Source organism: Fusobacterium sp. FSA-380-WT-3A (assembly GCF_012843705.1).
Classification (GTDB): domain Bacteria; phylum Fusobacteriota; class Fusobacteriia; order Fusobacteriales; family Fusobacteriaceae; genus Fusobacterium_B.
The window spans coordinates 1-25,615 of record NZ_JABAFQ010000006.1 but is presented as its reverse complement, the minus strand read 5'-3'; the positions used below and the strand labels follow the sequence as shown (position 1 = coordinate 25,615).

General features: G+C 28.4%; 23 protein-coding genes, 1 tRNA gene and 1 other annotated feature. All 24 genes read left to right on the top strand.

Going from position 1 to position 25,615, the window contains the following annotated elements:
• Nucleotides 1-5: 5 nt before the first annotated feature.
• Nucleotides 6-1,808, top strand: a complete 1,803-nt coding sequence (dxs, locus tag HF862_RS05225) for a 1-deoxy-D-xylulose-5-phosphate synthase (RefSeq protein WP_170186865.1) — start codon at nt 6-8, stop codon at nt 1,806-1,808.
• Nucleotides 1,792-2,616 (top strand): HD domain-containing protein, encoded by an 825-nt coding sequence (locus tag HF862_RS05220; RefSeq protein WP_170186864.1) that lies wholly within the window; start codon nt 1,792-1,794, stop codon nt 2,614-2,616. Before dxs ends, HF862_RS05220 begins: the two co-directional genes overlap by 17 nt.
• Nucleotides 2,617-2,627: 11 nt before the next feature.
• Entirely contained in the window at nt 2,628-3,419 is a 792-nt protein-coding gene (locus tag HF862_RS05215; protein WP_170186863.1) for a TlyA family RNA methyltransferase, read from the top strand.
• 11 nt (nt 3,420-3,430) lie between these two features.
• Nucleotides 3,431-4,714 carry a S41 family peptidase gene (locus tag HF862_RS05210; protein WP_170186862.1) on the top strand — a complete coding sequence of 428 codons (1,284 nt, stop codon included), beginning with the start codon at nt 3,431-3,433 and terminating at the stop codon, nt 4,712-4,714.
• Nucleotides 4,715-4,724: 10 nt separating this feature from the next.
• Nucleotides 4,725-5,453 carry a 16S rRNA (cytidine(1402)-2'-O)-methyltransferase gene (gene rsmI / locus HF862_RS05205; protein WP_170186861.1) on the top strand — a complete coding sequence of 243 codons (729 nt, stop codon included), beginning with the start codon at nt 4,725-4,727 and terminating at the stop codon, nt 5,451-5,453.
• 6 nt (nt 5,454-5,459) lie between these two features.
• On the top strand, nt 5,460-6,344 hold the full coding sequence (ylqF, locus tag HF862_RS05200) for a ribosome biogenesis GTPase YlqF (RefSeq protein WP_027128417.1): 885 nt from the start codon (nt 5,460-5,462) through the stop codon (nt 6,342-6,344).
• A gap of 40 nt (nt 6,345-6,384) precedes the next feature.
• Nucleotides 6,385-7,137, top strand: coding sequence for an NAD+ synthase (locus HF862_RS05195; RefSeq protein WP_170186938.1), 753 nt, complete (start codon nt 6,385-6,387; stop codon nt 7,135-7,137).
• 9 nt (nt 7,138-7,146) lie between these two features.
• On the top strand, nt 7,147-7,551 hold the full coding sequence (locus HF862_RS05190; RefSeq protein WP_170186860.1) for a hypothetical protein: 405 nt from the start codon (nt 7,147-7,149) through the stop codon (nt 7,549-7,551).
• Between the two features lie 152 nt (nt 7,552-7,703).
• Nucleotides 7,704-7,871 carry a 50S ribosomal protein L33 gene (gene rpmG, locus HF862_RS05185; protein WP_255456936.1) on the top strand — a complete coding sequence of 56 codons (168 nt, stop codon included), beginning with the start codon at nt 7,704-7,706 and terminating at the stop codon, nt 7,869-7,871.
• A 33-nt stretch (nt 7,872-7,904) separates the two neighbouring features.
• A tRNA-Trp gene (locus tag HF862_RS05180) sits at nt 7,905-7,980 on the top strand.
• Between the two features lie 32 nt (nt 7,981-8,012).
• Nucleotides 8,013-8,198 (top strand): preprotein translocase subunit SecE, encoded by a 186-nt coding sequence (gene secE / locus HF862_RS05175; RefSeq protein WP_170186859.1) that lies wholly within the window; start codon nt 8,013-8,015, stop codon nt 8,196-8,198.
• Between the two features lies 1 nt (nt 8,199).
• Nucleotides 8,200-8,802, top strand: a complete 603-nt coding sequence (gene nusG, locus HF862_RS05170) for a transcription termination/antitermination protein NusG (protein ID WP_170186858.1) — start codon at nt 8,200-8,202, stop codon at nt 8,800-8,802.
• Nucleotides 8,803-8,869: 67 nt separating this feature from the next.
• Nucleotides 8,870-9,295, top strand: coding sequence for a 50S ribosomal protein L11 (gene rplK, locus HF862_RS05165; RefSeq protein ID WP_027128411.1), 426 nt, complete (start codon nt 8,870-8,872; stop codon nt 9,293-9,295).
• Between the two features lie 70 nt (nt 9,296-9,365).
• A complete protein-coding gene (gene rplA, locus HF862_RS05160) occupies nt 9,366-10,073 on the top strand; it encodes a 50S ribosomal protein L1 (RefSeq protein ID WP_027128410.1) in 708 nt (235 codons plus the stop codon).
• A 63-nt stretch (nt 10,074-10,136) separates the two neighbouring features.
• Nucleotides 10,137-10,273, top strand: a sequence feature (ribosomal protein L10 leader region).
• A gap of 16 nt (nt 10,274-10,289) precedes the next feature.
• Nucleotides 10,290-10,796 carry a 50S ribosomal protein L10 gene (gene rplJ / locus HF862_RS05155; protein WP_027128409.1) on the top strand — a complete coding sequence of 169 codons (507 nt, stop codon included), beginning with the start codon at nt 10,290-10,292 and terminating at the stop codon, nt 10,794-10,796.
• A 56-nt stretch (nt 10,797-10,852) separates the two neighbouring features.
• Nucleotides 10,853-11,221, top strand: a complete 369-nt coding sequence (rplL, locus tag HF862_RS05150; protein WP_027128408.1) for a 50S ribosomal protein L7/L12 — start codon at nt 10,853-10,855, stop codon at nt 11,219-11,221.
• A 190-nt stretch (nt 11,222-11,411) separates the two neighbouring features.
• On the top strand, nt 11,412-14,984 hold the full coding sequence (gene rpoB / locus HF862_RS05145; RefSeq protein WP_170186857.1) for a DNA-directed RNA polymerase subunit beta: 3,573 nt from the start codon (nt 11,412-11,414) through the stop codon (nt 14,982-14,984).
• A gap of 80 nt (nt 14,985-15,064) precedes the next feature.
• Nucleotides 15,065-19,015, top strand: coding sequence for a DNA-directed RNA polymerase subunit beta' (gene rpoC, locus HF862_RS05140; RefSeq protein ID WP_170186856.1), 3,951 nt, complete (start codon nt 15,065-15,067; stop codon nt 19,013-19,015).
• Nucleotides 19,016-19,074: 59 nt separating this feature from the next.
• Entirely contained in the window at nt 19,075-19,947 is an 873-nt protein-coding gene (locus tag HF862_RS05135; protein WP_170186855.1) for a YicC/YloC family endoribonuclease, read from the top strand.
• 31 nt (nt 19,948-19,978) lie between these two features.
• Nucleotides 19,979-20,542, top strand: a complete 564-nt coding sequence (gmk, locus tag HF862_RS05130) for a guanylate kinase (protein WP_170186854.1) — start codon at nt 19,979-19,981, stop codon at nt 20,540-20,542.
• Entirely contained in the window at nt 20,542-20,760 is a 219-nt protein-coding gene (locus HF862_RS05125; protein WP_027128403.1) for a DNA-directed RNA polymerase subunit omega, read from the top strand. Before gmk ends, HF862_RS05125 begins: the two co-directional genes overlap by 1 nt.
• Nucleotides 20,741-21,730, top strand: coding sequence for an FAD:protein FMN transferase (locus HF862_RS05120; RefSeq protein WP_170186853.1), 990 nt, complete (start codon nt 20,741-20,743; stop codon nt 21,728-21,730). The genes HF862_RS05125 and HF862_RS05120 overlap by 20 nt, the downstream gene beginning before the upstream one ends.
• Before the next feature lie 72 nt (nt 21,731-21,802).
• Nucleotides 21,803-23,812, top strand: a complete 2,010-nt coding sequence (locus HF862_RS05115) for a sodium-translocating pyrophosphatase (protein ID WP_170186852.1) — start codon at nt 21,803-21,805, stop codon at nt 23,810-23,812.
• A 577-nt stretch (nt 23,813-24,389) separates the two neighbouring features.
• Nucleotides 24,390-25,328, top strand: coding sequence for an ABC transporter substrate-binding protein (locus HF862_RS05110; protein WP_304206693.1), 939 nt, complete (start codon nt 24,390-24,392; stop codon nt 25,326-25,328).
• Nucleotides 25,329-25,615: the final 287 nt, after the last annotated feature.

The window sequence follows — 25,615 nt, the reverse complement described above, 5'->3', positions numbered from 1 at the left end:
GGAGTATGTGTTTAGATAATTTAGAAATAGATGAATTAAAATCTCTTTGTGAAAAAATTAGAAAAAAAATAATAGATGTTGTTTTAAAAAATGGAGGACATTTAGCTTCTAATTTAGGAGTAGTTGAGTTAACAGTAGCTCTAAAAAAAGTATTTAATGAAAAAAATACTAAGTTTTTATTTGATGTTGGACATCAATCGTATGTTTATAAAATACTTACAGATAGAGAAGATAGATTTGACACTTTAAGAACTTTAGGTGGAGTAGGGCCATTTACAGACCCTAAAGAAAGTCCTTACGATTATTTTATAAGTGGACATGCTGGGAATGCTTTATCAGCAGGAGTAGGATTAGCTATTGGAAATCCAGATGACAAAGTAATTGTGATGATAGGTGATGCTTCTATAGGAAATGGGCATTCATTAGAAGCATTAAATAATATGGTAGATGTTAAAAATATAATTGTTGTTCTTAATGATAATGAAATGTCTATCGGAGAAAATGTAGGAGGACTTTCTAAATTTTTTAGTAAACTAATTTTAAGCAAAACTTATATGTCTATTAGAAAAGATGTAAAAAAACTTATTGGAAAAGGAAATTTTGGAAAGAAAGTAAGTACTACAATAAAAAGAGCAGAAAATTCTATAAAAAACTTTTTTTTACCAGCAAGTATAGCTGAAAATTTAGGGTTTAAATATTTTGGTGTTATAGATGGACATAATTTAAAAGAACTTATTTCTATTTTTGAGAAAGCTAAGGATATTGAAGGACCTGTTTTTATTCATGTAAAAACTAAAAAAGGAAAGGGATATAAACCAGCCGAGGAAGAGCAAGAAAAATTTCATGGAGTGGGACCTAGTTCTTGTAAAAAATCAAATGGAAAAATTTATTCAGAGATTATTGGAGAAAAATTAACTGAATTAGGTGAAAAAGACAGAGATATTGTAGGAATTTCAGCAGGAATGGTAAAAGGAACAGGATTAAAGAGATTTTTTGATAGATATCCAGAAAGAGCTTTTGATATAGGGATTACAGAAGGACATGGAATAACATTTGCTGGAGGGCTAGTAAAAGCAGGAAAAAAACCTTATTTTGCAGTATATTCTACTTTTTTACAAAGAGGATTTGGGCAATTAATTCATGATATATCTTTGCAAAATTTACCAATAAGACTACTTATAGATAGAGCAGGAATAGTGGGAGAAGATGGTAAAACTCATAATGGACTTTATGATATACCGATGTTTACAATGATTCCTAATTTTATATTAGTAGCACCAACTACAGAAAAAGAATTAAGAGAAGTTTTAGATTATTCAGTGAATATATCTTGTCCTATAGCTATAAGATATCCAAAAGAGGAAGTTTTTAATATAGAAAATGATAAAGAATTTCAAATTGGAAAATGGAAAGAAATAAAAAAAGGAAAGAAAAATCTTTTTATATGTACTGGTAGTATGTTAAAAGAAATGTTAAATATAGAAGATTTATTATTAGAAAGAGGTATAGAGGGAACTATAGTAAGTGCAGCTTCTATAATTCCTATGGATACTCAATATATAGAAACAGAGTTTAAAAATTATGAGAATATTTTTGTTTTAGAAGAATCTTATACAATAAATGGTTTTGGTAGTAGTATAATAAATTATTTGAATGATAATAATATAATGAAGAGAGTGATAAAAGTCTCTATTGACACAGGTGAAATTCCTCATGGAAGAAGAGAGGAGTTATTAGAGATTTATGGATTAAGAGGAAAAAAATTAGTCGAAAGAATTGAAGGGAAACTTAATGGTAGAAGACAATAAGAGAACAATAAAATTTCTTGAAGAATTATTAATAGAAGAAAAAGTTCTTGATTTAGAAAATTATAATGACCAAGGAGTTAAGATAACAGCTCATACTTATGATGTTTTTAATTTATCTATTAATGAGATAAAAAAAATTTATCATAATTTTGAAAGTGCAAAAAAACAGTTAGATTTATTTTCTGTAGTTGTTGGAATAATAATACATGATTTAAGTAAAGGAACGCTTAGAAAAAATGAAGACAGTATATCTCATTCTCAAATTATGTTAAAAAATCCAGAATATATAGTAAAAGAAACAGAAAATTTATTAAAAGAAATAGAAGAGAAAACAAGCTTTTATTTAAAAGAAGAGGTAAAAAAAAATATAATTCATATAGTTGTTTCACATCATGGAAAATGGGGAAAAGTAATCCCCAGTACTAAAGAAGCTCAATTGGTTCATTGGGCTGATATGTATTCAGCTAAATATCATAGAATAAATCCTGTTGATGTGAATGATATACTTAAAAGTTTTGAAAAAGGAGAAAATTTAATAGAGATAGGAAAAAAATTTAAGTGTACAACAGGAGTTATAAAAGATAGATTAAAAAAATCTAAACAAGAATTGAAACTTGGTTCAACAAAACAGTTATTAAATTATTTTAAGAAAAATAAAAAAGTTCCTTTAGGAGATGATTTTTTTACAAAAAGAATTGTTGAGACAGGAAAATTGATAAAATCAGTTGAAAAAGAGGGGTTTAGACAATTGATTTTAAAAAATGAAGTTTTATCAGTATTAAAAGATAAAGAGATATTTAAAAATTAGGAGATAAATTGATGAAAGAAAGAATAGATGTACTTTTAGTCAATAATGGTTTTTATCCTGATGTAGAACAAGCAAAGAGAGCTGTAATGGCAGGAATAGTTTTAGTAAATGATTTAAAAATAGAAAAACCTGGAACTATGATAAAAATAGATACAGAAAAGGAATTACATATTAGAATAAAGGGAAAAGAATCTAAATATGTAAGTAGAGGTGGATTAAAATTAGAAAAAGCAATATCTGTTTTTGGTTTAGATTTTAAAGATAAAGTAGTTTTAGATGTAGGAGCTTCAACAGGAGGATTCACAGATTGTGCTTTAATGAATGGAGCGAAGCATGTATATGCTGTAGATGTGGGAACTAATCAATTAGATTGGAAATTGAGAAATGACTCAAGAGTAACTTCTATAGAGAATAGACATATAAATGAATTAAAAAAAGAAGAAATTGGTTTTTCAAAAATAGATTATATTGTAATGGATGTATCGTTTATATCTATAACTAACATATTAAAATGTTTGAAAGAGTTTTTTGAAGAAGAAACAAAATTAATGGTCTTAATAAAACCTCAATTTGAAGTTGAAAAAATTATGATAGAAAAGGGGGGTATAGTTAGAAAAAAGGAATATCATCTTTATTCAATAGAAAAAGTTGTAAAAAGTGCAAATGAAAATGGAATATATTTAGAAGCTTTGGATATTTCTCCTATAAAAGGTGGAAAAGGAAATATAGAATATATATCTTTATTTGGAAAAAATAAAAAAAATGATATAAATATAAAAGAGAGATTAGATAAGTTAGAGTAGTGGAGGAATAAATGTTAAAAAATAAACTAAAAAAATTACTTATAATAATTAGTATAACTTCTATTTCAACAAATATTTTTGCTAATGAAGAAAAAATTGGGTTTATGAATAATATAAAACAATTAAAAGAAATTTCAGATGTAATGGATATTATTCAAGAAAATTTTGTTGGAGAAAAAAAAATAGATAAAACAATTTTAATGCAAGGAGCATTAAAAGGAATGATAGATAGTTTAGAAGATCCACATTCTAATTATTTTTCTAAAAAAGGAATGGAAGAGCTAGAAGGAAAAATAAAAGGGGAATATTCTGGTGTAGGGATGATTATTAGAAAAGGGGCTAATGAGCCTGTAACAGTAGAATTATTAATAGAGGGGAGCCCAGCTTTTAATGCAGGAATAAGACCTAATGATAAAATATTATATATAGAAGATAAATCTACTTATGATATAGAATTAGAAGAAGCTTCTAGATTATTAAAAGGAAAATCAGGAACAAAAGTAAAGTTAAAACTTTATAGAGAGTCTGAGAAAAAAGAAAGAGAGATAACATTAATAAGAGCAGATATAAAATTAGAAAATGTTAGAAGTAAAATGTTGGATGGTAATGTAGGATATATAAAACTTACTCAATTTGCTGAAGATGTAGACTTAGAAGTTAAAAGAGAACTAGAAAAATTATTGTCACAAGGAATGGAAGGATTAATTTTAGATTTAAGAAATAATCCTGGTGGGATAATAGGACAAGCTATAAAAATATCCTCAATGTTCATAGAAGAAGGAGTTATAGTAAGTGAAAGACCTAAAAAAGGAAAAGAGATATTTTCTTATAGAGAAGGTAAATATTATGGAGATTTTCCATTAGTAATTCTTATAAATGAAGGTAGTGCTTCAGCTTCAGAAATAGTATCAGGAGCTATTAGAGATTATAAAAGAGGATTATTAATAGGAGAAAAAAGTTTTGGAAAAGGAAGTGTACAAGTAGTTTTACCTTTGCCAGATGAAGATGGAATTAAACTAACTATTGCTAAGTATTATACTCCAAAAGGAGAAAATATTCATGGAAAAGGAATAAAACCAGATATAGTTGTAGAGGAAGATGAAGACTATCTATTCTATGATGGGTTTATAACAAATGTTAATGATAAAGATCAAGAAGCTAGTAAAGAAAAACTTTTAACATCAGTTGTAGGAAAAGAGAAAGCTGAAAAACTTATAAAGAAAGAAGATAAACAACTTAAAACAGCTGAGGCAGCAGTTATTTCTATGATTAAAGAGAGAAAAGATAAAAAATAAGGAGTAAAATATGCTTTATATAGTAGCAACACCTATAGGAAATTTAGAAGATATTACATTGAGAGCTATTAGAATCTTAAAAGAAGTAGATTATGTATTCGCTGAAGATACTAGAGTAACTAAAAAACTTTTAAATCACTTAGAAATTGAAAAAACAATTTATAGATATGATGAACATAGTAAACAATATCAAATAGATACTATCATAAATTTATTAGAAGAGGGAAAGAATATAGCTTTAGTAACTGATGCTGGAACTCCATGTATATCAGACCCAGGATATGAAGTTGTAGATGAAGCTTTGAAAAGAGATATAAAAGTAGTTCCGATTCCAGGGGTAAGCGCCATGACAGCAGCAGCTTCAGTAGCTGGAGTGTCTATGAGAAGATTTGTATTTGAAGGTTTTTTACCAAAGAAAAAAGGTAGACAAACTTTATTAAAAAGCTTCCAAGATGAAAAAAGAACTATAATGTTTTTTGAATCTCCACATAGAATTATAAAAACTTTAAAAGATATAGAAGAGTTCATTGGAGAAAGAGAAATAGTATTAGTAAGGGAAATAACAAAAATTTATGAAGAAATCATAAGAGGAACAACAAAAGAGCTTATAAGTCAATATGAAAATAAAACTTTTAAAGGGGAATTTGTTGTAATAATTAAAGGTAATGAGATAGAAGAGAAAAAAGAAAAAGTTAATAAATACGCTAAAGATATAGATGACGAGGAAGAAGAGGAGTAAACATTTATGTCAATGACAAAAATAAACTGGTATCCAGGTCATATGAAAAAGACTAAGGATATGATAAAAGAAAATATGCCTTTAATAGATATAGTATTAGAAGTTGTAGATGCTAGAATACCAATATCAAGTAGAAATCCAGATATCTCTGTATTTGCTAAAGGAAAAAAAAGAATAATAGTAATAAATAAATCAGATTTAGTTAACAAAGAAGAAATAAATCAATGGAGAGACTACTTTATAAAACATAATGATGCTGATGAAGTACTAGAGTTAAGTGCTGAAACAGGTTTTAATATGAGAAGACTTTATTCCATAATAGATAAAGTAGCCTCTGAAAAAAAAGAAAAAATGATGAAAAAAGGTTTAAAAAAAGTAAATACAAGATTGATGGTAGCTGGAATTCCTAATGTTGGAAAATCAAGATTAATTAATAGAATTGTTGGTAAAAATAGTGCTGGTGTAGGAAATATGCCAGGATATACTAGAGGAAAACAATGGGTTAGAATAAAAGAAGGATTAGAACTTTTAGATACTCCAGGAATTTTATGGCCTAAATTTGAAGATGAAAGAGTTGGATTTAATTTAGCTATTTCAGGGGCTATAAAAGATGATATATTACCAATAGATGATGTAGCATGTAAATTTTTAGATAAAATGATAGCTTATGGTTTAAAAGAAAATTTAAAAGAAAGATATAAGTTATTAGATGAAGATTTTGAAGGAGTAGCAGGAAATATAATAGAAAATATAGCTTATAGAATGAATATGATTCAAAAGGGCGGAAGTTTAAATACTCATCAAGCTGTATTAACACTTCTAAGAGATTATAGAGCTGGAAAACTTGGAAAATTTGGATTAGACAGAGAAATTTTAAATGAGAAGGAGTAATATAATGAAAGAAGAAATTTATCAAGAACTAGTAGGAAATATGGATGAAATCCAAGATAAAGTTGTTAATTTTGTAAAAGATGAAGTTACAAAAAGAGGATTTAAAAAAGTTATATTAGGACTTTCTGGAGGAATTGATTCAGCTTTAGTAGCTTTTATAGTAGCCAAAGCTATAGGGCCAGAGAATGTTTATTCTATAATGATGCCATATAAGACATCAAGCAAAGAAAGTATAGAACATGCTGAGTTAGTAGTAAAAGCAACTGGAATAAATTGTAAAAAAGTAGAGATAACTCCTATGGTAGATGCTTATTTTGGAATGGCTGGAGAAGCTTCTGGACTTAGAAGAGGAAACTATATGTCAAGAACTAGAATGTGTGTATTGTTTGACAATTCAGCTAAAGAGAATGCTTTAGTAATTGGAACTTCTAATAAAACAGAATTATTATTGGGATATGGAACTCAATTTGGTGATATGGCTTGTGGAATAAATCCTATTGGAGAGTTATTAAAAGTTCAAGTTTGGGAGTTATCTAAAAGAATGGGAGTACCAAAAGAAGTAATAGATAAAAAACCTAGTGCTGATTTATGGGCTGGACAAACAGATGAAGATGAATTAGGATTTTCTTATGATTTAGCAGATGAGATACTTTACCATATAATCTATAAAAATAAAAATGAAGAAGAAATGAAAAATATGGGATACAATAAAGAAATAGTCGAATCAATATTCAAAAAAATATCAAGAAATGAATATAAAAGAAATATGCCAACTATAGCAAAAATTAAATAGGAGGATACTATGGATAATAATACTCAAACTACTTCACACGAAAACTTAATGAAAGAATTAGAAGCTTTTCATAAAGAAAAAGAAAAAATAAATAAAATAGTAGGAAGAATAGGTGGAAGAGATAATACTCAAAATAAGAGAGTAAATATTTTATTGATTTCTATGATAATAGTTTTACTATTTATGGGAGGAGTATTAAGACGTATTTCCTTAGATGTTTCTGTCTATTGTGCGATTTTATTAGGAATAGTAAAGATAATTTGGCTTATCTATGAAATGAAAAAAACAAATCATTTTCAATATTGGATACTTAATTCTATTGAAATTAAGGTTAATGAAATGAACATTAAAATAAAAAATATAGAAAAAAAATTAGAAGAATTAGAAAACAAAAAAGAAAATCCTCTAGAATAAATATTCTAGAGGATAAAAAAATAAAAAAATAGTTGACAAAAAATAAAAGATAATGTATAATTATCTATGTCTTAATAAACTAAAGTCATAAAAACTCTATTACCATATCATATATAAGAATATGGGAGGATTAAAGATTATCCGATAAATAAATGGAGGTGTATGAATTGAGAGTTAATATTCAATTAGAATGTACAGAATGTAAAAGAAGAAATTACAGTACTTCAAAAAATAAGAAAAATACTACTGAAAGATTAGAGTTAATGAAGTATTGTAAATGGTGTGGAAAAGAAACTCTACACAAAGAAACTAAAAAATAAAATAAATATTCAGTAAAATAGTTATCAACATGCAGGTCAATGGCTCAATTGGTAGAGCATCGGTCTCCAAAACCGAGGGCTGGGGGTTCGAGTCCCTCTTGACCTGCCATTTTTATGAAAAAATAAAAAGGTGGACAAACTATGAAATTATTAAGAGATGTAAAAATGGAATACTCTAAAGTTGAATGGCCTAGAAAAAAGGCAGTAATTCATGCAACTGCATGGGTAGCAGCTATGAGTGTTGCTTTGAGCATATATTTAGGAGTTTTTGATATAGTTGTTTTAAGACTTTTAAAGATACTTGTATCTCTATTTGGAGGACAATAACATGAATACAGTTTTAGAAAAAAAATGGTTTATGATTCATACTTATTCAGGATATGAAAAGAAAGTTAAAACTGATTTGGAGCAAAAAATAGAAACTTTAGGAATGAATGAAATAGTAACCAAAATACTTGTTCCTGAAGAACACTCTGTTGAGCTTAGAAGAGGAAAGAAAAAAGTAATAAGTAGAAAATTATTTCCAGGATATGTAATGCTACAAATGGTTGCAACAAGAGAAGAAAATGAAAATGGAATTAACTATAGTGTTGATTCTGATGCTTGGTATGTTGTAAGAAATACGAATGGTGTTACTGGTTTTGTTGGAGTAGGTTCTGACCCAATTCCAATGGAAGATGATGAAGTGGAAAATATTTTTAGAGTTATTGGTTACAGTCAAGAAAATGGTGAAAAAGAAGATGCAGAATTAGTAGCAGTAGACTTTGAAATAGGAGATTATGTAACAATAGTTTCTGAAGGATTTGGTGGTCAAAAAGGAAAAGTTGCTGAAATTAATTTAGAGAATAGAAAAGTTAAAGTGATGGTTGATATGTTTGGACGTTTAACACCAATCGAAGCAAATATCACTGATGTTAAGAAAGAAGATTAATTTTTATAATTAATCACGTGGGAGAAAATTCATTAGTACCACATATTTTGGAGGTGTAATATTAGGAATGGCAAAAGAAGTTATTAAAGTTATAAAATTACAATTACCAGCAGGAAAAGCAAACCCTGCACCACCAGTTGGACCAGCTTTAGGACAACATGGTGTTAACATTATGGAGTTTTGTAAAGCATTTAACGCTAAATCACAAGATAAAGCAGGATGGATTATACCAGTAGAAATTTCTGTTTACAATGACAGATCTTTCACATTTATAATGAAAACTCCTCCAGCTTCTGATTTATTAAAGAAAGCTGCTGGAACATCAAAAGGAGCAGGAAACTCTAAAAAAGAAGTAGCAGGAACAATAACTACTGCTAAATTAAGAGAAATAGCAGAAACAAAAATGCCTGACTTAAATGCTGGATCAGTTGAAGCAGCTATGAGAATATTAGCTGGATCAGCAAGATCTATGGGAATAAAAATAGTAGACTAATTTGATAGCGAATTATTTTATATATAGTGGTAGGATAAAATCCATTGACCACAGAGGAGGAAATAAATAAATGGCAAAACATAGAGGTAAAAAATACTTAGAAGTTGCTAAGTTAGTAGATAGTACAAGATTATATGACGTGAAAGAAGCTTTAGAAACAGTTGTAAAAACAAGATCAGCTAATTTCTTAGAAACTGTTGAGGTTGCATTAAGATTAGGAGTAGATCCTAGACATGCAAGTCAACAAATAAGAGGAACTGTTGTATTACCACATGGAACTGGAAAAAGTGTTAAAATATTAGCAATAACACAAGGAGAAAATATAAACAAAGCTTTAGAAGCTGGAGCAGATTTTGCTGGGGCTGAAGAATATATTGAAAAAATTCAACAAGGATGGTTAGACTTTGATTTAGTTATAGCTACTCCAGATATGATGCCTAAATTAGGAAGATTAGGAAAAATATTAGGAACTAAAGGTTTAATGCCTAACCCTAAATCAGGAACAGTTACTCCTAATATAGCAGCAGCTGTATCAGAATTCAAAAAAGGTAAATTAGCATTCAGAGTAGACAAATTAGGATCTATTCACGTACCAATTGGTAAAGCAGATTTCTCTGATGAAAAAATATATGAAAACTTTAAAGCATTTATGGCTGAAATCGTAAGATTAAAACCTGCTGATGCAAAAGGACAATATTTAAAAACTGTAGCAGTTTCTTTAACTATGGGACCTGGAATAAAAATGGACCCAACATTAGTTGCAAAAGAAATTGGATAATAAAATAATAAATTTTTCTTGCAAAAAAGAGAAAAATATATTATAATAGATTGTTGGATAAAAATTAAATATAAATCCATACTAAAGACAGTAGGTGGCTTAGGCAATAAATCCTACCGAGGTTGGAATCAGGTATTCATAGACCTCAAAGAAAAATACAGCCTCCGTCTTTATTAGTCGGGGGTATTTTTTAAGAAAAAGAGGAGGTGACTTGGAATGGCAAATCAAGCTAAAGTAGAAGCAGTAGCAGCACTTGTTGAAAGAATTAAAAGAGCTCAATCTATCGTATTAGTAGACTATGAAGGAATTAAAGTTAAAGAAGAAACTCAACTAAGAAAATCTTTAAGAGAAGCTGGTGGAGAATATTTAGTAGCTAAAAATAGATTATTTAAAATAGCTCTAAAAGAAGCTGGTGTTGAAGACTCTTTTGACGATATACTAGAAGGAACTACATCATTTGCATTTGGATATGACGATATCGTAGCTCCTGCTAAAATAATGAATGAAGTATCTAAAGCTAATGCAAAAGCAAAAATATTCAACATAAAAGGTGGATATTTAACTGGAAAAAGAGTTAGCGAAGCTGAAGTATTACAACTAGCAACTTTACCATCAAGAGAACAATTATTATCTATGGTGTTAAATGGAATGTTAGGACCAGTAAGAAAACTTGCTTATGGATTAGTAGCAGTAGCAGATAAAAAAGAAGGATCTGCAGAATAATTAAAAATATAAAAATAAAAATCATATTATTGTAGAAATTTAAGGAGGAAAAATAAATGGCATTTGATAAACAACAATTTATTGCTGACTTAGAAGCTATGTCAGTATTAGAATTAAGAGAATTAGTAACTGCTTTAGAAGAGCACTTTGGAGTAACTGCAGCAGCACCTGTAGCAGTAGCAGCAGTAGGAGGAGCAGCAGCTGAAGTTGAAGAAAAAACTGAATTTGATGTAATATTAAAATCAGCTGGAGATAAGAAAATAGGAGTAATCAAAGAAATCAGAGGAATCACTGGTTTAGGATTAAAAGAAGCTAAAGAATTAGCTGACAATGGTGGAACTATAAAAGAGGGAGCATCTAAAGAAGAAGCTGAAGAAATTAAAGCTAAATTAGAAGCTGCTGGAGCAACAGTAGAAGTTAAATAGTTCTTTTATAAACTGATAGTTTGTACAGAAGAAAAAAGAAATAGGCACTCCAACTGAGTGCCTATTTTAGTCATCTATAAGATAAATATAAATTTATTTCTAAAGATTGATACTTAATCTATTGAAACTAAATAAAAAGTTATTTTCAAGAGGTTAGGTATTGACATTAAAGTTGAAGGAGTGTGAGTAAATGGGGAAACTCGTTGAAAGATTTAATTTTGGAAAAATAAAAGAGAGAGGAGAAATGCCTCATTTTTTAGAATTTCAATTAAATTCTTATGAAGATTTTATTCAATCAAGAATTAATCCACTATCTAGAGAAAATAAGGGATTAGAATCTGCTTTCAGAGAAATATTTCCAATAGAGTCTTCTAATGGAGATATTCGTTTAGATTATATCTCTTATGAATTACATGATGCTGAACCACCTTTAAACAATGAATTAGAATGTAAAAAAAGAGGAAAAACATATTCAGCTTCATTAAAAGTAAGATTAAGATTAACTAATAAGAAAAGTGGAAATGAGATACAAGAAAGTTTAGTTTATTTTGGTGAATTACCACTAATGACTCCTAGAGGAACATTTATAATAAATGGAGCAGAAAGAGTAGTAGTGTCTCAATTACATAGATCTCCTGGTGTATCTTTTGACAAAGAGGTAAACTTACAAATTGGAAAAGACCTTTTTATTGGAAAAATTATTCCTTATAAAGGAACTTGGTTAGAGTTTGAAACTGATAAAAATGATTTCTTAAATGTAAAAATAGACAGAAAGAAAAAAGTTTTAGCAACTGTTTTCTTAAAAGCAGTTGAATTCTTTGAAAATAACCAAGAAATAATGGAAGAATTTTTAGAAACAAAAGAACTAGATTTAACTCCTTATTATGAAAAATATAGTAATTCTGAAGAAATATTAGAAAATTTAAGAGAAAAAATAGAAGGATGTTTCTTAAAAGAAGATGTAGTAAATGAAGAAGATGGAGAATTTATAGGAGAAGCAGGTTCTTATATAAATGTAGAAACTATTTTAGGATTAATAGAGAAAAAAGTAGAAAAAATAGTTTATTATAATGTAACTCCAAAAGAAAAAGTTTTAGCAAATACTATCTTAAATGATGATACTGAAACTAAAGAAGAAGCAGTAACTGAGGTATTTAAAAAACTAAGACCTGGAGATTTAGTAACAATAGATTCAGCTAAATCTTTAATTAGACAAATGTTCTTTAATCCACAAAGATATGATTTAGAACCAGTAGGAAGATATAAATTAAATAAAAGATTAGGAATTAATGTAGATCCTAATGAAATTGTTTTAACAAAAGAAGATGTTAAGAGAACAATAGAAGTTATAATGGATTTATTTAATGGTGAAGGTCATACAGATGATATAGATAATTTATCTAATAGAAGAATAAGAGGAGTAGGAGAACTTCTTTTAATGCAAATAAGAGCAGGACTTGCAAAAATGTCAAAAATGGTAAGAGAGAAAATGACTATTCAAGATTCTGAAACTTTATCATCTCAATCATTATTGAATACTAGACCATTAAATGCATTAATTTTAGATTTCTTTGGTTCTGGTCAATTATCACAATTTATGGACCAATCAAACCCATTAGCTGAGTTAACACATAAAAGAAGAATATCAGCTTTAGGACCTGGAGGACTTTCAAGAGATAGAGCAGGATTCGAAGTTAGAGACGTACATGATTCTCACTACGGAAGAATTTGTCCAATAGAAACTCCAGAGGGACCAAACATTGGACTTATAGGTTCATTAGCAACTTATGCTAAAGTAAATGAATATGGATTTATGGAAACTCCATATGTAAAAGTAGAAAATGGAGTAATTCAATTTGATAGAATAGATTATTTAGCTGCTGACGAAGAAGATGGATTATTTATAGCCCAAGCAGACTCAAAATTTGATGAAAATGGTAAATTATTAGGAAATATTACTTGTAGATTTGGACATGAAATTTTACAAGTTGAAGGAGAAAAAGTAGACTATATAGATGTTTCTCCAAAACAAGTTGTTTCTGTATCAGCTGGATTAATTCCATTCTTAGAGCACGACGATGCTAACCGTGCATTAATGGGTTCTAACATGCAAAGACAAGCAGTACCATTACTAAGAACAGAAGCTCCTTATGTAGGAACAGGAATAGAAAGAAAAGTAGCTATAGATTCTGGAGCAGTTGTAACAACAGAAGTCTCTGGAGTAGTAACATATGTTGATGCTCATATAATTAAAATAATGTCTGATGATGGTATAGAAGTTACTTATCCATTGTTAAATTATGAAAGATCAAACCAAGCAATGTGTTTACATCAAAAACCAATTGTAGATTTAGGAGAAAGGGTAGAAAAAGGGACTGTAATAGCTGATGGACCAGCTACAAAAGGTGGAGATTTAGCATTAGGTAGAAATATATTAATGGCATTCATGCCTTGGGAAGGGTATAACTACGAGGACGCGATTTTAATATCAGATAGATTAAGAAAAGATGATGTATTTACATCAATTCATATAGAAGAATATGAAATAGAAGCTAGAAATACAAAACTAGGTGACGAAGAAATAACTAGAGAAATTCCAAATGTTTCAGAAAGTGCTTTAAGAAATCTAGATTCAAACGGTATAATAATAGTAGGTTCTGAAGTAGAAGCTGGAGATATTCTTGTTGGAAAAACAGCACCTAAGGGAGAAACAGAACCTCCAGCAGAAGAAAAATTATTAAGAGCTATATTTGGAGAAAAAGCAAGAGATGTAAGAGATACATCTTTAAGAATGCCTCATGGTTCAAAAGGAACTGTAGTAGAAGTATTAGAACTTTCTAGAGAAAATGGAGATGACTTAAAGGCTGGAGTTAATAAAGTTATAAGAATTTTTATAGCTGAAAAGAGAAAGATAACTGTTGGAGATAAAATGTCTGGACGTCATGGAAATAAAGGGGTTGTTTCAAGAGTATTACCAGCAGAAGATATGCCATTCTTAGCAGATGGAACACACTTAGATGTAGTACTTAACCCATTAGGGGTTCCTTCACGTATGAATATAGGACAAGTATTGGAAGTGCATTTAGGATTAGCACTTCAAAAAATACCAAATAAAGATGAAAGATATATAGCTACTCCTGTATTTGATGGAGCTACTGAAGATGAAATAAAAGATCGTTTAGAAAAATCTGGATATCCAAGAAGTGGAAAAGTAACCTTATATGATGGAAGAACTGGAGAGCCATTTGATAATAAAGTTACAGTTGGAATAATGTATATGTTAAAATTACACCATCTAGTAGAAGATAAAATGCATGCTAGAGCAATTGGACCATATTCATTAGTAACTCAACAACCATTAGGAGGAAAAGCTCAATTTGGAGGACAAAGACTTGGAGAGATGGAAGTTTGGGCTTTAGAAGCATACGGAGCTTCAAATATCTTACAAGAAATGTTAACAGTTAAATCTGACGATATAAACGGAAGAACAAAAACATATGAAGCTATAGTAAAAGGTGAAGAAATGCCTGAGGCAGATTTACCAGAATCATTTAAAGTATTATTAAAAGAATTCCAAGCTATAGCATTAGATATAGAGTTATTTGATAAAGATGGAAATCTAATAAATGTTGATGAAGATTATAATAAAGAAGAAACAATAACTGAATTTTCATTAGGAACTCCAACTTTTGGAGAAGAATTAGATGAAGGATTTGAAGAATCTTTTGATGAAGATTTATCATTTGATGGATTAGATGATTAATAAATAATACTTAATTATTTAGGTCAAAAAATTATAAAGTGTAAAAACTTTATCTCGATTAAGGAGGCATTACATTTAATATGGGAATAAAGAGTTTTGAAAAAATTAGAATAAAACTTGCTTCACCTGAAAAAATATATGAATGGTCTCATGGAGAAATAACTAAACCAGAGACTATCAATTATAGAACATTAAATCCAGAGATGGATGGATTATTCTGTGAAAAAATATTTGGACCAACAAAAGATTGGGAATGTAGTTGTGGAAAATATAAAAGAATGAGATATAAAGGTCTTGTTTGTGAAAAATGTGGAGTAGAAGTCACTAAATCAAAAGTAAGAAGAGAAAGAATGGGGCATATAGCTTTAGCTGCCCCTGTATCTCATATTTGGTATTCTAAAGGAACACCAAATAAAATGGCTTTAATTTTAGGAATTTCTCCAAAAGAACTTGAATCTGTTTTATATTTTGCTAGATATATAGTAGTTCAAAGTAATGAAGAAACATTACCAGTTGGAAAAATTATAAATGAAAAAGAGTATAAATTATTTAAACAAATGTATGGTAACTCTTTTGACGCTAAAATGGGAGCAGAAGCAATCTTAAGATTATTAGAAGATTTAAATTTACCTGTTTTAAGAGAAGAATTGGAAAGAGAATTAGATGATGTAAATTCTAGCCAAAAAAGAAAGAAAGTTGCAAAAAGACTAAAAATAGTTAGAGACTTTATTGAATCTGAAAATCAACCAGCATGGATGATATTAAAAAATGTTCCAGTTATACCAGCTGACTTAAGACCAATGGTACAATTAGATGGTGGAAGATTTGCAACATCTGACTTAAATGACCTTTATAGAAGAGTTATTAATAGAAATAACAGATTGAAAAAACTTTTAGAAATAAAAGCTCCAGAAATTGTTGTAAAAAATGAAAAGAGAATGTTACAAGAAGCAGTTGATGCTTTAATAGATAATGGAAGAAGAGGAAAACCTGTTGTTGCTCAAAACAATAGAGAATTGAAATCATTATCTGATATGTTAAAAGGAAAACAAGGAAGATTTAGACAAAATCTACTAGGAAAAAGGGTTGACTATTCAGCAAGATCTGTTATTGTAGTAGGACCTTCATTAAAAATGAATCAATGTGGAATTCCTAAGAAAATGGCTCTTGAGTTATATAAACCATTTATAATGAGAGAGTTAGTAAAAAGAGAATTAGCTTCTAATGTAAAAACAGCTAAAAAATTAGTTGAAGAATCAGATGATAAAGTATGGGATATTATAGAAGATGTTATAGAAGGACATCCTGTATTATTAAACAGAGCTCCGACTTTACATAGATTATCTATTCAAGCTTTTGAACCAGTATTAATAGAAGGAAAAGCAATTAGATTACATCCATTGGTATGTTCAGCTTTCAATGCTGACTTTGACGGAGACCAAATGGCAGTACATTTAGTATTATCTCCAGAAGCTATAATGGAAGCAAAATTATTAATGCTTGCTCCTAATAATATTATAGCTCCATCTAATGGACAACCAATAGCAGTTCCAGGACAAGACATGGTTATGGGATGTTTCTATATGACTAAAGATAGACCTGGATGTAGAGGAGAAGGAAAAGAATTCTCTAATAGAGAACAAGTTTTAACAGCTTATGAAAATGGGGTTATAGATACACATGCTATAATAAAAGTAAGAATAAATGGAGAAATGGTCACAACTACTCCAGGAAGAATATTATTCTCTGAAATTTTACCAGAAGAAATCAGAGATTATAATATGACTTATGGAAAAAATCCATTAAAGAAATTAATAGCTGATTTATATGATAGATATGGATTCTCAAAAACAGCTGATATAATTAATGATATTAAAAACTTTGGATATCACTATTCAACATTTGCTGGAGTTTCTGTTGGAGTAGAGGACCTAGAAATACCAGCTGTTAAAAAAGATATCTTAAAAAAAGCTGATGAAGATGTAGCAGCTATAGCTCAAGAATATAAAGATGGAAAAATAATAAATGAAGAAAGATATAGAAAAACTATAGCAGTTTGGGCTCAAGCAACTCAAGATGTTACAGATGCAATGATGGGTGGACTAGACCAATTTAACCCAGTTTATATGATGGCGACTTCAGGAGCCAGAGGATCTATTCAACAGATGAGACAGTTAGCTGCCATGAGAGGTAACATGGCCGATACAAGAGGTAGAATTCTAGAAGTACCTATCAAAGCTAATTTCCGTGAAGGACTAACAGTATTAGAGTTCTTTATGTCATCACATGGAGCTAGAAAAGGATTAGCCGATACAGCTTTAAGAACAGCCGATTCAGGATATTTAACAAGAAGATTAGTAGATATTTCTCATGAAGTTATAGTTAATTCAGAAGATTGTGGAACTCATGAAGGAATTGAAGTTTCTGACCTAGTTTCTGATGGTAAAGTAATAGAAAAATTATCAGAAAGAATAAATGGAAGAGTATTAGCAGAAGACTTAATTGTAAATGGTGAAGTTATAGCTCCTAGAAATACTTTAATTGGAAAAGATTTAATTAAGAGAATAGAAGAATTAAATATTCAAAAAGTAAAAATTAGATCACCTTTAACATGTTCATTAGAAAAAGGTGTATGTAAAAAATGTTATGGAATGGATTTGTCAAACCACAAAGAAGTATTACTTGGGGAAGCAGTTGGAGTTATTGCAGCTCAATCAATTGGAGAACCAGGAACACAGCTTACTATGAGAACATTCCATACAGGAGGAGTTGCTACAGCAACAGCTTCAGCTACAACTAAAAAAGCTGAAAACTCAGGAAAAGTAGTATTTAAAGATGTAAAAATACTTGTAAGTGAAGAAACAGGAGAGGAGATTGTTGTTAGCCAATCAGCTAAAATTACTATTGGAAATAATGACCACGAAATCCCTTCAGGGTCTATCTTAAAAGTAAAAGATGGGGATATGGTTGAAAAAGGACAAGTTCTTGCTAACTTAAATCCATATCATGTACCTATAATTTGTGACCAAGAAGGAATTGTAGCTTATAAAGAATTAACAATTAAATCAAATTATGATAGTAAATATGGAGTTACTGAATATTTATCAGTAAAACCATTAGATTCTGGTGATGTTAACCCTAGATTACTTATATTAGATGAAAATAAACAAGTTAAAGCAAGTTATCAAATTCCATTTGGTGCTTATATGATGGTTCATGAAGGAGATAAAGTAACAAAAGGACAAGTAATTGCAAAACTTATTAAAGAGGGAGAAGGAACAAAAGACATTACTGGAGGTCTTCCAAGAGTACAAGAATTATTTGAAGCAAGAAATCCAAAAGGAAAAGCTTTATTAAGCGAAGTTAGTGGAAAAGTTGAAATTACTGCTAAGAAGAAAAAAGGTATGAGAGTAATCTTAATAAAAGATGAAATGAATCCAGAGAAATTTAAAGAATATTTAGTTTCTGTTGGGGATCACTTAGTAGTAACTGATGGAATGCTAATAAAAGCAGGAGACAAAATAACAGAAGGAGCTATTTCTCCTTATGATATATTAAATATTAAAGGATTAGTAGCTGCTGAACAGTTCATTCTTGAGTCTGTACAACAAGTATACAGAGACCAAGGGGTTACTGTAAATGATAAACATATAGAAATTATTGTTAAACAAATGTTTAAGAAAGTTAGAATCACAAATTCAGGTTCTTCATTATTATTAGAAGATGAAGTAATTGAGAAGAGACTAGTTGACTTAGAAAATGAAGAGTTAAAAGCAAAAGGTAAAAAACTTGTTGAATATGAGCCAGTAATTCAAGGTATTACAAAAGCAGCTGTTAATACAGAAAGTTTCATATCTGCTGCGTCATTCCAAGAAACAACAAAAGTTTTATCAAACGCTGCAATAGAAGGTAAGGAAGATTACTTAGAAGGATTAAAAGAAAATGTAATTATTGGTAAGAAAATACCTGCTGGAACAGGTTATGTAGATTACAAAAGAATAATCCCAGAAGAAGTAAAAGAGGAACAGTAATTTAATAAATAGGCGACACAGGTCGCCTATTTTGTCATCTGAAAACAAAGGAGAACCTTATGAGAAGTATGACAGGATACTCTAAATATTCACATCAAGATGAAAATTTTATAATTGATATGGAAATAAAGAGTGTTAATAATAAAAATTTAAATTTAAAGATAAAAATGCCAGCTTCTTTAAATTTTTTAGAAACTAAAATTAGAACAAAAATTGGTGAAAAAGTAACTAGAGGAAGTATAGATTTAAAAATAGATTTCGAAGATAGAAGAGAAATTGAAAATCTTTTTGAATATGATGAACAAATTTGTAAAGCTTATTTAAAAGTTTTAACAGATATGGAAAATAATTTTGGTGAAAAATTTACTAATAAAATGGATTATTTAATAAGAAATTTTAATGTCATAAAAAGAAAAGAAAATGATTATAATGATTATGAAGAAATTATTTTTTCTAAACTAGATAATTTATTAGAAGAATTTTTAGAATTTAAAGATACAGAAGGAAATAGATTAAAAAAATACTTTATAGAAAGACTTGAATTTATAAAAGAAAGAATAACTGAAATAAAAAAATATAAAAATCAAGTTGTTGCTATTTATAAAGAAAAATTATTAAAAAGATTAGAAAATATAAAAGAAGAAGTTTCTTTTAATGAAGAAGATATTTTAAAAGAAATATTACTTTTTACAGATAGAAGTGATATATCTGAAGAGATATCAAGACTAGATAGTCATTTAAAGCAATTAGAAATAGAAATAAAATCTGAGGATAAGATAGTAGGTAAAAAAATAGATTTTATTTTACAAGAAATTTTTAGAGAGTTAAATACTACAGGAGTAAAATCATCTTCATATGAAATTTCAAAAATTGTTGTAGAATGTAAAAATGAAATTGAAAAAATTAGAGAACAAGCAATGAATATAGAATAATCAAATTGGAATAGAAATACGGAGGAAAATTATGAGTAAAGGAAATTTATTTGTAGTTTCAGGACCAAGTGGAGCTGGAAAATCAACAATATGTAGACTTGTCAGGAAAATGTTAAATATAAATTTAGCTACATCTGCTACTACTAGGAAACCAAGAGTTGGAGAAGTAGATGGAAAAGATTATTATTTTCTTACTATAGAAGAGTTTGAAAAAAGATTAAAAAATGATGAATTTTTAGAATATGCAAAAGTACATGAAAATTATTATGGTACTTTAAAATCTGAAGTAGAAAATAGATTAGCAAGTGGAGAAAATGTAATATTAGAAATAGATGTACAGGGTGGATTACAAGTAAAAGCAAAATATCCAAATGCTAATATGATATTTTTTAAAACTCCAACAAAAGAAGAATTAGAACAAAGATTAAGAGGTAGAAAAACTGACAGTGAAGAAACTATTCAATTAAGATTAAAAAATTCATTAAAAGAACTAGAATATGAAAAAGAGTATGATACAACAATAATTAATTATACAGTTGAAAAATCTTGTGAAGAATTAATTAATATAATAAGAAGTAAAGAGGAGGAAAAATAATGAAACAAGAAATAACATATGATTTATTATTAGAAAAAATTCCAAACAAATATATTTTAACATTAACAACAGGAAAAAGAATGAGAGAAATTATAAAAGGAAAACCTCTTTTAGTAAAAACAAATAAAAAAGATCCTTTAATGAAAAAAGTTTTTAAAGAATTAGTTGAAGGAAAAATAACTTATGCATATGAAAAAGATGAAAAAGTTGAAGACTAATAAATTCTTAAAAAATTTATTCTTAATATTTTTTATTATTTCAATAATTGGATGTAAAAAAACACCAGAAAAATTTACTCAAGAAAGATTTTTATTTGGTACTTATATTCAAATGATAATCTACTCTGATAATAAAGAAAAAGCTAATTCAATTATGGAAAAAGCTTTTAATGAAATAGCAAGAATAGATAATAAATATAATAGTAAGAATAAAAATTCATTAATATATAAACTTAATAATTCTGAAATTGAAAAAATAGAGTTAGATGAAGAAGGAAAATATATCTTTAATGAAATACAGAAGATGTATGAAGTAACAGATGGTATATATGATATAACAATAGAACCTTTATTGAAGTTATGGGGATTTGGTGAAGAAGCAAGAAAATCAGTTCCAAGTCAAAAAGAAATAGAAGAAGTTAAAAAAAATATAGATTTTTCTAAAGTAAAAATAAAAGATGGAATTTTAACTAAAGAAAAGAATATAAAAATTGATACAGGTTCGTTTTTAAAAGGATATGCTTTAGATAGAGCAAAAGAAATTTTAAGAGAAAATGGTATAAGAAATGGTTTTATTTCTTCGATTTCTAGTATTGCAACTATAAATGGAAAAATGGATGGAAGTTCTTGGAAAATAGGATTACAAAATCCTAAAAATCAAAATGAAAGGTTAGGAGTACTAGAGATTAAAGATAAATCCATAGGAGTTTCTGGAGATTATCAAACATATGTAGAAATATCAGGAGAAAAATATCATCATATAATGAATAAAAATACTGGATATCCAATAAATGACAAGAGAATGGTTGTAGTTATTTGTTCATCTGCTTTTTTAGCTGACATTTATTCAACAAGCTTTTTTGGAATGACTGAAGAAAAGATAAAAAATTTTTCTAATGAAAATAATGTTGAATTTTTAATCGTAAAAACTGATAATAGTATAACAAAATCAAAAAATTTTAAAATTTAATAAGAAAAAACTTGAAAATATTTTAAGAAATTAATATAATAATAAGGTATGAAAAATTTTTAGGAGGTTAAAATGGAACAAATATTGTATCTAGGAATAGGTGCTGGAATATTAGCTTTAATAGCAGCATTTTTCTATTCTAAAAAAGTTGAAAGTTATGAAATCAACATACCAAGAGTTGCTGAAATAACAGAGGCTATAAGAGAAGGAGCAATGGCTTTCTTAGTAGCAGAATATAAAATTTTAGTTTGGTTTGTTGTCGGAGTAGCTGTAATATTAGGATTTTTTATTTCTGTAAACACAGCAATAGCATTTGTATTAGGAGCAGTTACATCAGCATTAGCAGGTAACATTGGAATGAGAATAGCTACTAAAGCAAATGGAAGAACTTCAATTGCTGCCAAAGAAGGAGGATTAGCAAAAGCCTTAGACGTTGCCTTCTCTGGTGGAGCAGTTATGGGACTTTCAGTTGTTGGATTAGGAATGTTAATGTTATCTTTATTAATGTTAGTATTTGGTCAAGATGCAACAGCATTTGCTGATTTAACAGGATTTGGAATGGGAGCTTCTTCAATAGCATTATTTGCAAGAGTTGGAGGAGGAATTTATACTAAAGCTGCTGACGTTGGAGCTGACTTAGTTGGAAAAGTAGAAGCAGGAATTCCTGAGGATGACCCAAGAAACCCAGCAACAATAGCTGATAACGTTGGAGATAACGTTGGAGACGTTGCAGGTATGGGAGCAGACTTATTTGAATCTTATGTTGGTTCTATAATTGCAGCTGTAACATTAGGATTTTTAACAGCTCAACAATTAAATAATATGGGGTATGTAGTAGCTCCAATTTTATTATCAGGATTTGGAATTATAGCTTCAATTTTAGCAACTGTAACAGTAAAAACAGATGACCCAAGTAAAGTACATGCTAAATTAGAAGGTGGAACAAGAATAGCTGGAATTTTAACGATAGTAGCATCTTTTGGAATTGTTAAATTTTTAGCAATGCCTATGGGAGTATTTTGGGCTATTGTTGCTGGATTGGTAGCTGGTATATTAATAGCTTACTTTACAGGAATATATACAGATACAGGAAAAACAGCTGTTAATAGAATTTCTGATGCTGCAGGAACAGGAGCAGCTACAGCTATAATAGAAGGATTAGCAGTTGGAATGGAATCTACAGTAGCACCTATTATTGTTATATCAGCAGCAATTTTAGTAGCATTTAAAACAGCTGGATTATATGGAATCGCTATAGCAGCAGTCGGAATGTTAGCAACTACAGGAATGGTAGTAGCAGTTGATGCTTATGGACCAGTAGCAGATAATGCTGGTGGAATAGCAGAAATGTCTGAATTACCTCACGAAGTAAGAGAATGTACAGATAAATTAGATGCAGTAGGAAACTCTACAGCAGCAGTAGGAAAAGGATTTGCAGTAGGGTCTGCAGCATTAACAGCTTTATCATTATTTGCATCTTATAGAGAAGCAGTTAATAATTTAACAGCTGATGAATTAAGAATAGATGTAACTAATCCAGATGTAATTGTTGGATTATTTATAGGAGGAATGTTAACATTCTTATTCTCTGCATTAACTATGACAGCAGTAGGAAAAGCTGCAATGGAAATGGTTGAAGAAGTTAGAAGACAATTTAGAGAAATCCCAGGAATTATGGAGAAAAAAGCAAAACCTGATTATAGAAAATGTGTTGAAATTTCTACACATTCATCATTAAAACAAATGATAGTTCCAGGAATATTGGCTATAGTAGCTCCAGTTGTTGTTGGACTTTGGTCTGTTGAAGCATTAGGAGGATTATTAGCAGGAGCATTAGTTACAGGAATATTAATGGCTATAATGATGGCAAATGCTGGTGGAGCTTGGGATAATGGTAAGAAGCAAATTGAAGGTGGATATAAAGGAGATAAAAAAGGATCAGATAGACATAAAGCAGCAGTTGTTGGAGATACAGTAGGAGATCCATTTAAAGACACTTCTGGACCAGCTTTAAATATCTTAATAAAATTAATGACAATAGTTTCTTTAGTATTAGTACCTTTATTTGTAAAGTTCATTTAGTGTTAAATTTTAAATAAGAATAAAAAAAGATTGATAAATAGATCACTTTATCAATCTTTTTTTTATTATATAAGAAATTATAATTTTTAACTAAAATTTATAGAAAATTAAAAAGATATAGGAGAGAACAGTTTAGAAAAATTATCAAAATATGATAAAAATAGATAAAATATAGAGAAATTTATATTTATGATAAAAAAATTTATCAAAAAGATAAGAAAAGAAATTAAAAAAATTATAATTAAAAAAAAGATTGATATTGTATAAAGAATTTTGAATTTATTAAAATAATAAGGAGAAAAAGTATTAAAAGGTTTTTAAGTTATTTTTTGTAAAAAAGTAAAAGTATATTATATTAAAAAGATAAAAATTCTATTAAGAGACTTGTAATTATTAAGAAAATAAATAAATATCGAACAATTTTAATTATTCTAATAATTGTGAAAATAAATAAATAGAAAATAAAATTGATAGAAATAGAGAACAAAAAAATAAAAAAATTGTTATCTATAAACTAAAATTAAAATATGTTATTATTATTTCATAAATAAATTTTTAATTTTAGGAGGAAATGAAGATGATGAAAAAAATATTATTAATTTTATCAATATTAGGAGTATTAGTTGGATGTGGAGAAAAAAAAGAAGAAAAGATAAAAATTGGAATAACACAAATAATAGAGCATGCTGCTTTGGATGAGGTTGTAGTAGGTTTTAAGGAGTGTTTAAAAGATAAAGGATATGATGAAACAAAAGTTGAAATAGATTATCAAAATGCTCAAGGAGATTTTGGTACTGCACAAACTATAGCAAATTCATATGTTCAAGATAAAAAAGATTTAGTTTTGGCAATATCAACACCATCTTCTCAAGCAATGTATAATGTAACAAAAGAAATACCTATAATTGTAGCGGCTGTAACAGATCCAATATCTGCAGGACTTATAGGAGCTAATGTAACAGGAGTTAGTGATATGGCTCCAGTAGAAAAACAGGTAGAACTTATAAAAATTTTATTACCAACTGCTAAAAAAATAGGTGTTGTATACAATACAAGCGAAGAAAATTCTTTAGTATTAGTAGATATATTAAAAAAAGAAAGTAATAAATATGGGTACGAAATTGTAGAAAAAGGCATAACAAATATAAATGAAATAGGTCAAGCAATGGATGTAATTTTAAAAGAAGTAGATGTTCTTTATACACCAACTGATAATTTAATAGTAGCGGCTACACCACTTGTATTATCAAAAGCAAAAGAAAATAAAGTTCCAGTAATAGGCTGTATAGAGGATCAAATAAAACAAGGAGCACTAGCGACTGAAACTATTAGTTATAAAAATTCAGGATATCAAGCTGGTGAAATGGCTATAGAAATATTAAATGGTAAAAAACCTAATGATATACCAATTGAAACATTAGAAAATACAGTTTTATTAATTAATAGAACTTCTATGAAGGAATTAGGAATAGAATTACCAGAAATATTAAAAGAAAGAGCTATTATAATAGACTAAATAAAATATTAAATTACACTTTACCTTAAAATTTTAATTTTAAAGATAAAGTGTAATTTTTATATTATATTTTTCATCAAATTGATTTAAAATTATTAAAAAATATTGGAAAATAAAGAAAAAAAATAAAAACATAAAAATATTTTAAAAATATGTTGACATATTTTAATTTCTAAGGTATAATTAATCTTGTCCGTGAGATACGGAACTAAGGACATTAACAACAGAATAGAGATATATGACAAGCAAACAACCATATTTTGGTGTTTAAATAACGGTAAGTGTTA

What these genes read in the sequence shown, in the direction of transcription:
- dxs (WP_170186865.1), top strand. Translation starts at nt 6, where the DNA reads ATGTGTTTAGATAATTTAGAAATAGATGAATTAAAATCTCTTTGTGAA.
- HF862_RS05220 (WP_170186864.1), top strand. Translation starts at nt 1,792, where the DNA reads ATGGTAGAAGACAATAAGAGAACAATAAAATTTCTTGAAGAATTATTA.
- HF862_RS05215 (WP_170186863.1), top strand. Translation starts at nt 2,628, where the DNA reads ATGAAAGAAAGAATAGATGTACTTTTAGTCAATAATGGTTTTTATCCT.
- HF862_RS05210 (WP_170186862.1), top strand. Translation starts at nt 3,431, where the DNA reads ATGTTAAAAAATAAACTAAAAAAATTACTTATAATAATTAGTATAACT.
- rsmI (WP_170186861.1), top strand. Translation starts at nt 4,725, where the DNA reads ATGCTTTATATAGTAGCAACACCTATAGGAAATTTAGAAGATATTACA.
- ylqF (WP_027128417.1), top strand. Translation starts at nt 5,460, where the DNA reads ATGTCAATGACAAAAATAAACTGGTATCCAGGTCATATGAAAAAGACT.
- HF862_RS05195 (WP_170186938.1), top strand. Translation starts at nt 6,385, where the DNA reads ATGGATGAAATCCAAGATAAAGTTGTTAATTTTGTAAAAGATGAAGTT.
- HF862_RS05190 (WP_170186860.1), top strand. Translation starts at nt 7,147, where the DNA reads ATGGATAATAATACTCAAACTACTTCACACGAAAACTTAATGAAAGAA.
- rpmG (WP_255456936.1), top strand. Translation starts at nt 7,704, where the DNA reads ATGGAGGTGTATGAATTGAGAGTTAATATTCAATTAGAATGTACAGAA.
- secE (WP_170186859.1), top strand. Translation starts at nt 8,013, where the DNA reads ATGAAATTATTAAGAGATGTAAAAATGGAATACTCTAAAGTTGAATGG.
- nusG (WP_170186858.1), top strand. Translation starts at nt 8,200, where the DNA reads ATGAATACAGTTTTAGAAAAAAAATGGTTTATGATTCATACTTATTCA.
- rplK (WP_027128411.1), top strand. Translation starts at nt 8,870, where the DNA reads ATGGCAAAAGAAGTTATTAAAGTTATAAAATTACAATTACCAGCAGGA.
- rplA (WP_027128410.1), top strand. Translation starts at nt 9,366, where the DNA reads ATGGCAAAACATAGAGGTAAAAAATACTTAGAAGTTGCTAAGTTAGTA.
- rplJ (WP_027128409.1), top strand. Translation starts at nt 10,290, where the DNA reads ATGGCAAATCAAGCTAAAGTAGAAGCAGTAGCAGCACTTGTTGAAAGA.
- rplL (WP_027128408.1), top strand. Translation starts at nt 10,853, where the DNA reads ATGGCATTTGATAAACAACAATTTATTGCTGACTTAGAAGCTATGTCA.
- rpoB (WP_170186857.1), top strand. Translation starts at nt 11,412, where the DNA reads ATGGGGAAACTCGTTGAAAGATTTAATTTTGGAAAAATAAAAGAGAGA.
- rpoC (WP_170186856.1), top strand. Translation starts at nt 15,065, where the DNA reads ATGGGAATAAAGAGTTTTGAAAAAATTAGAATAAAACTTGCTTCACCT.
- HF862_RS05135 (WP_170186855.1), top strand. Translation starts at nt 19,075, where the DNA reads ATGAGAAGTATGACAGGATACTCTAAATATTCACATCAAGATGAAAAT.
- gmk (WP_170186854.1), top strand. Translation starts at nt 19,979, where the DNA reads ATGAGTAAAGGAAATTTATTTGTAGTTTCAGGACCAAGTGGAGCTGGA.
- HF862_RS05125 (WP_027128403.1), top strand. Translation starts at nt 20,542, where the DNA reads ATGAAACAAGAAATAACATATGATTTATTATTAGAAAAAATTCCAAAC.
- HF862_RS05120 (WP_170186853.1), top strand. Translation starts at nt 20,741, where the DNA reads ATGAAAAAGTTGAAGACTAATAAATTCTTAAAAAATTTATTCTTAATA.
- HF862_RS05115 (WP_170186852.1), top strand. Translation starts at nt 21,803, where the DNA reads ATGGAACAAATATTGTATCTAGGAATAGGTGCTGGAATATTAGCTTTA.
- HF862_RS05110 (WP_304206693.1), top strand. Translation starts at nt 24,390, where the DNA reads ATGATGAAAAAAATATTATTAATTTTATCAATATTAGGAGTATTAGTT.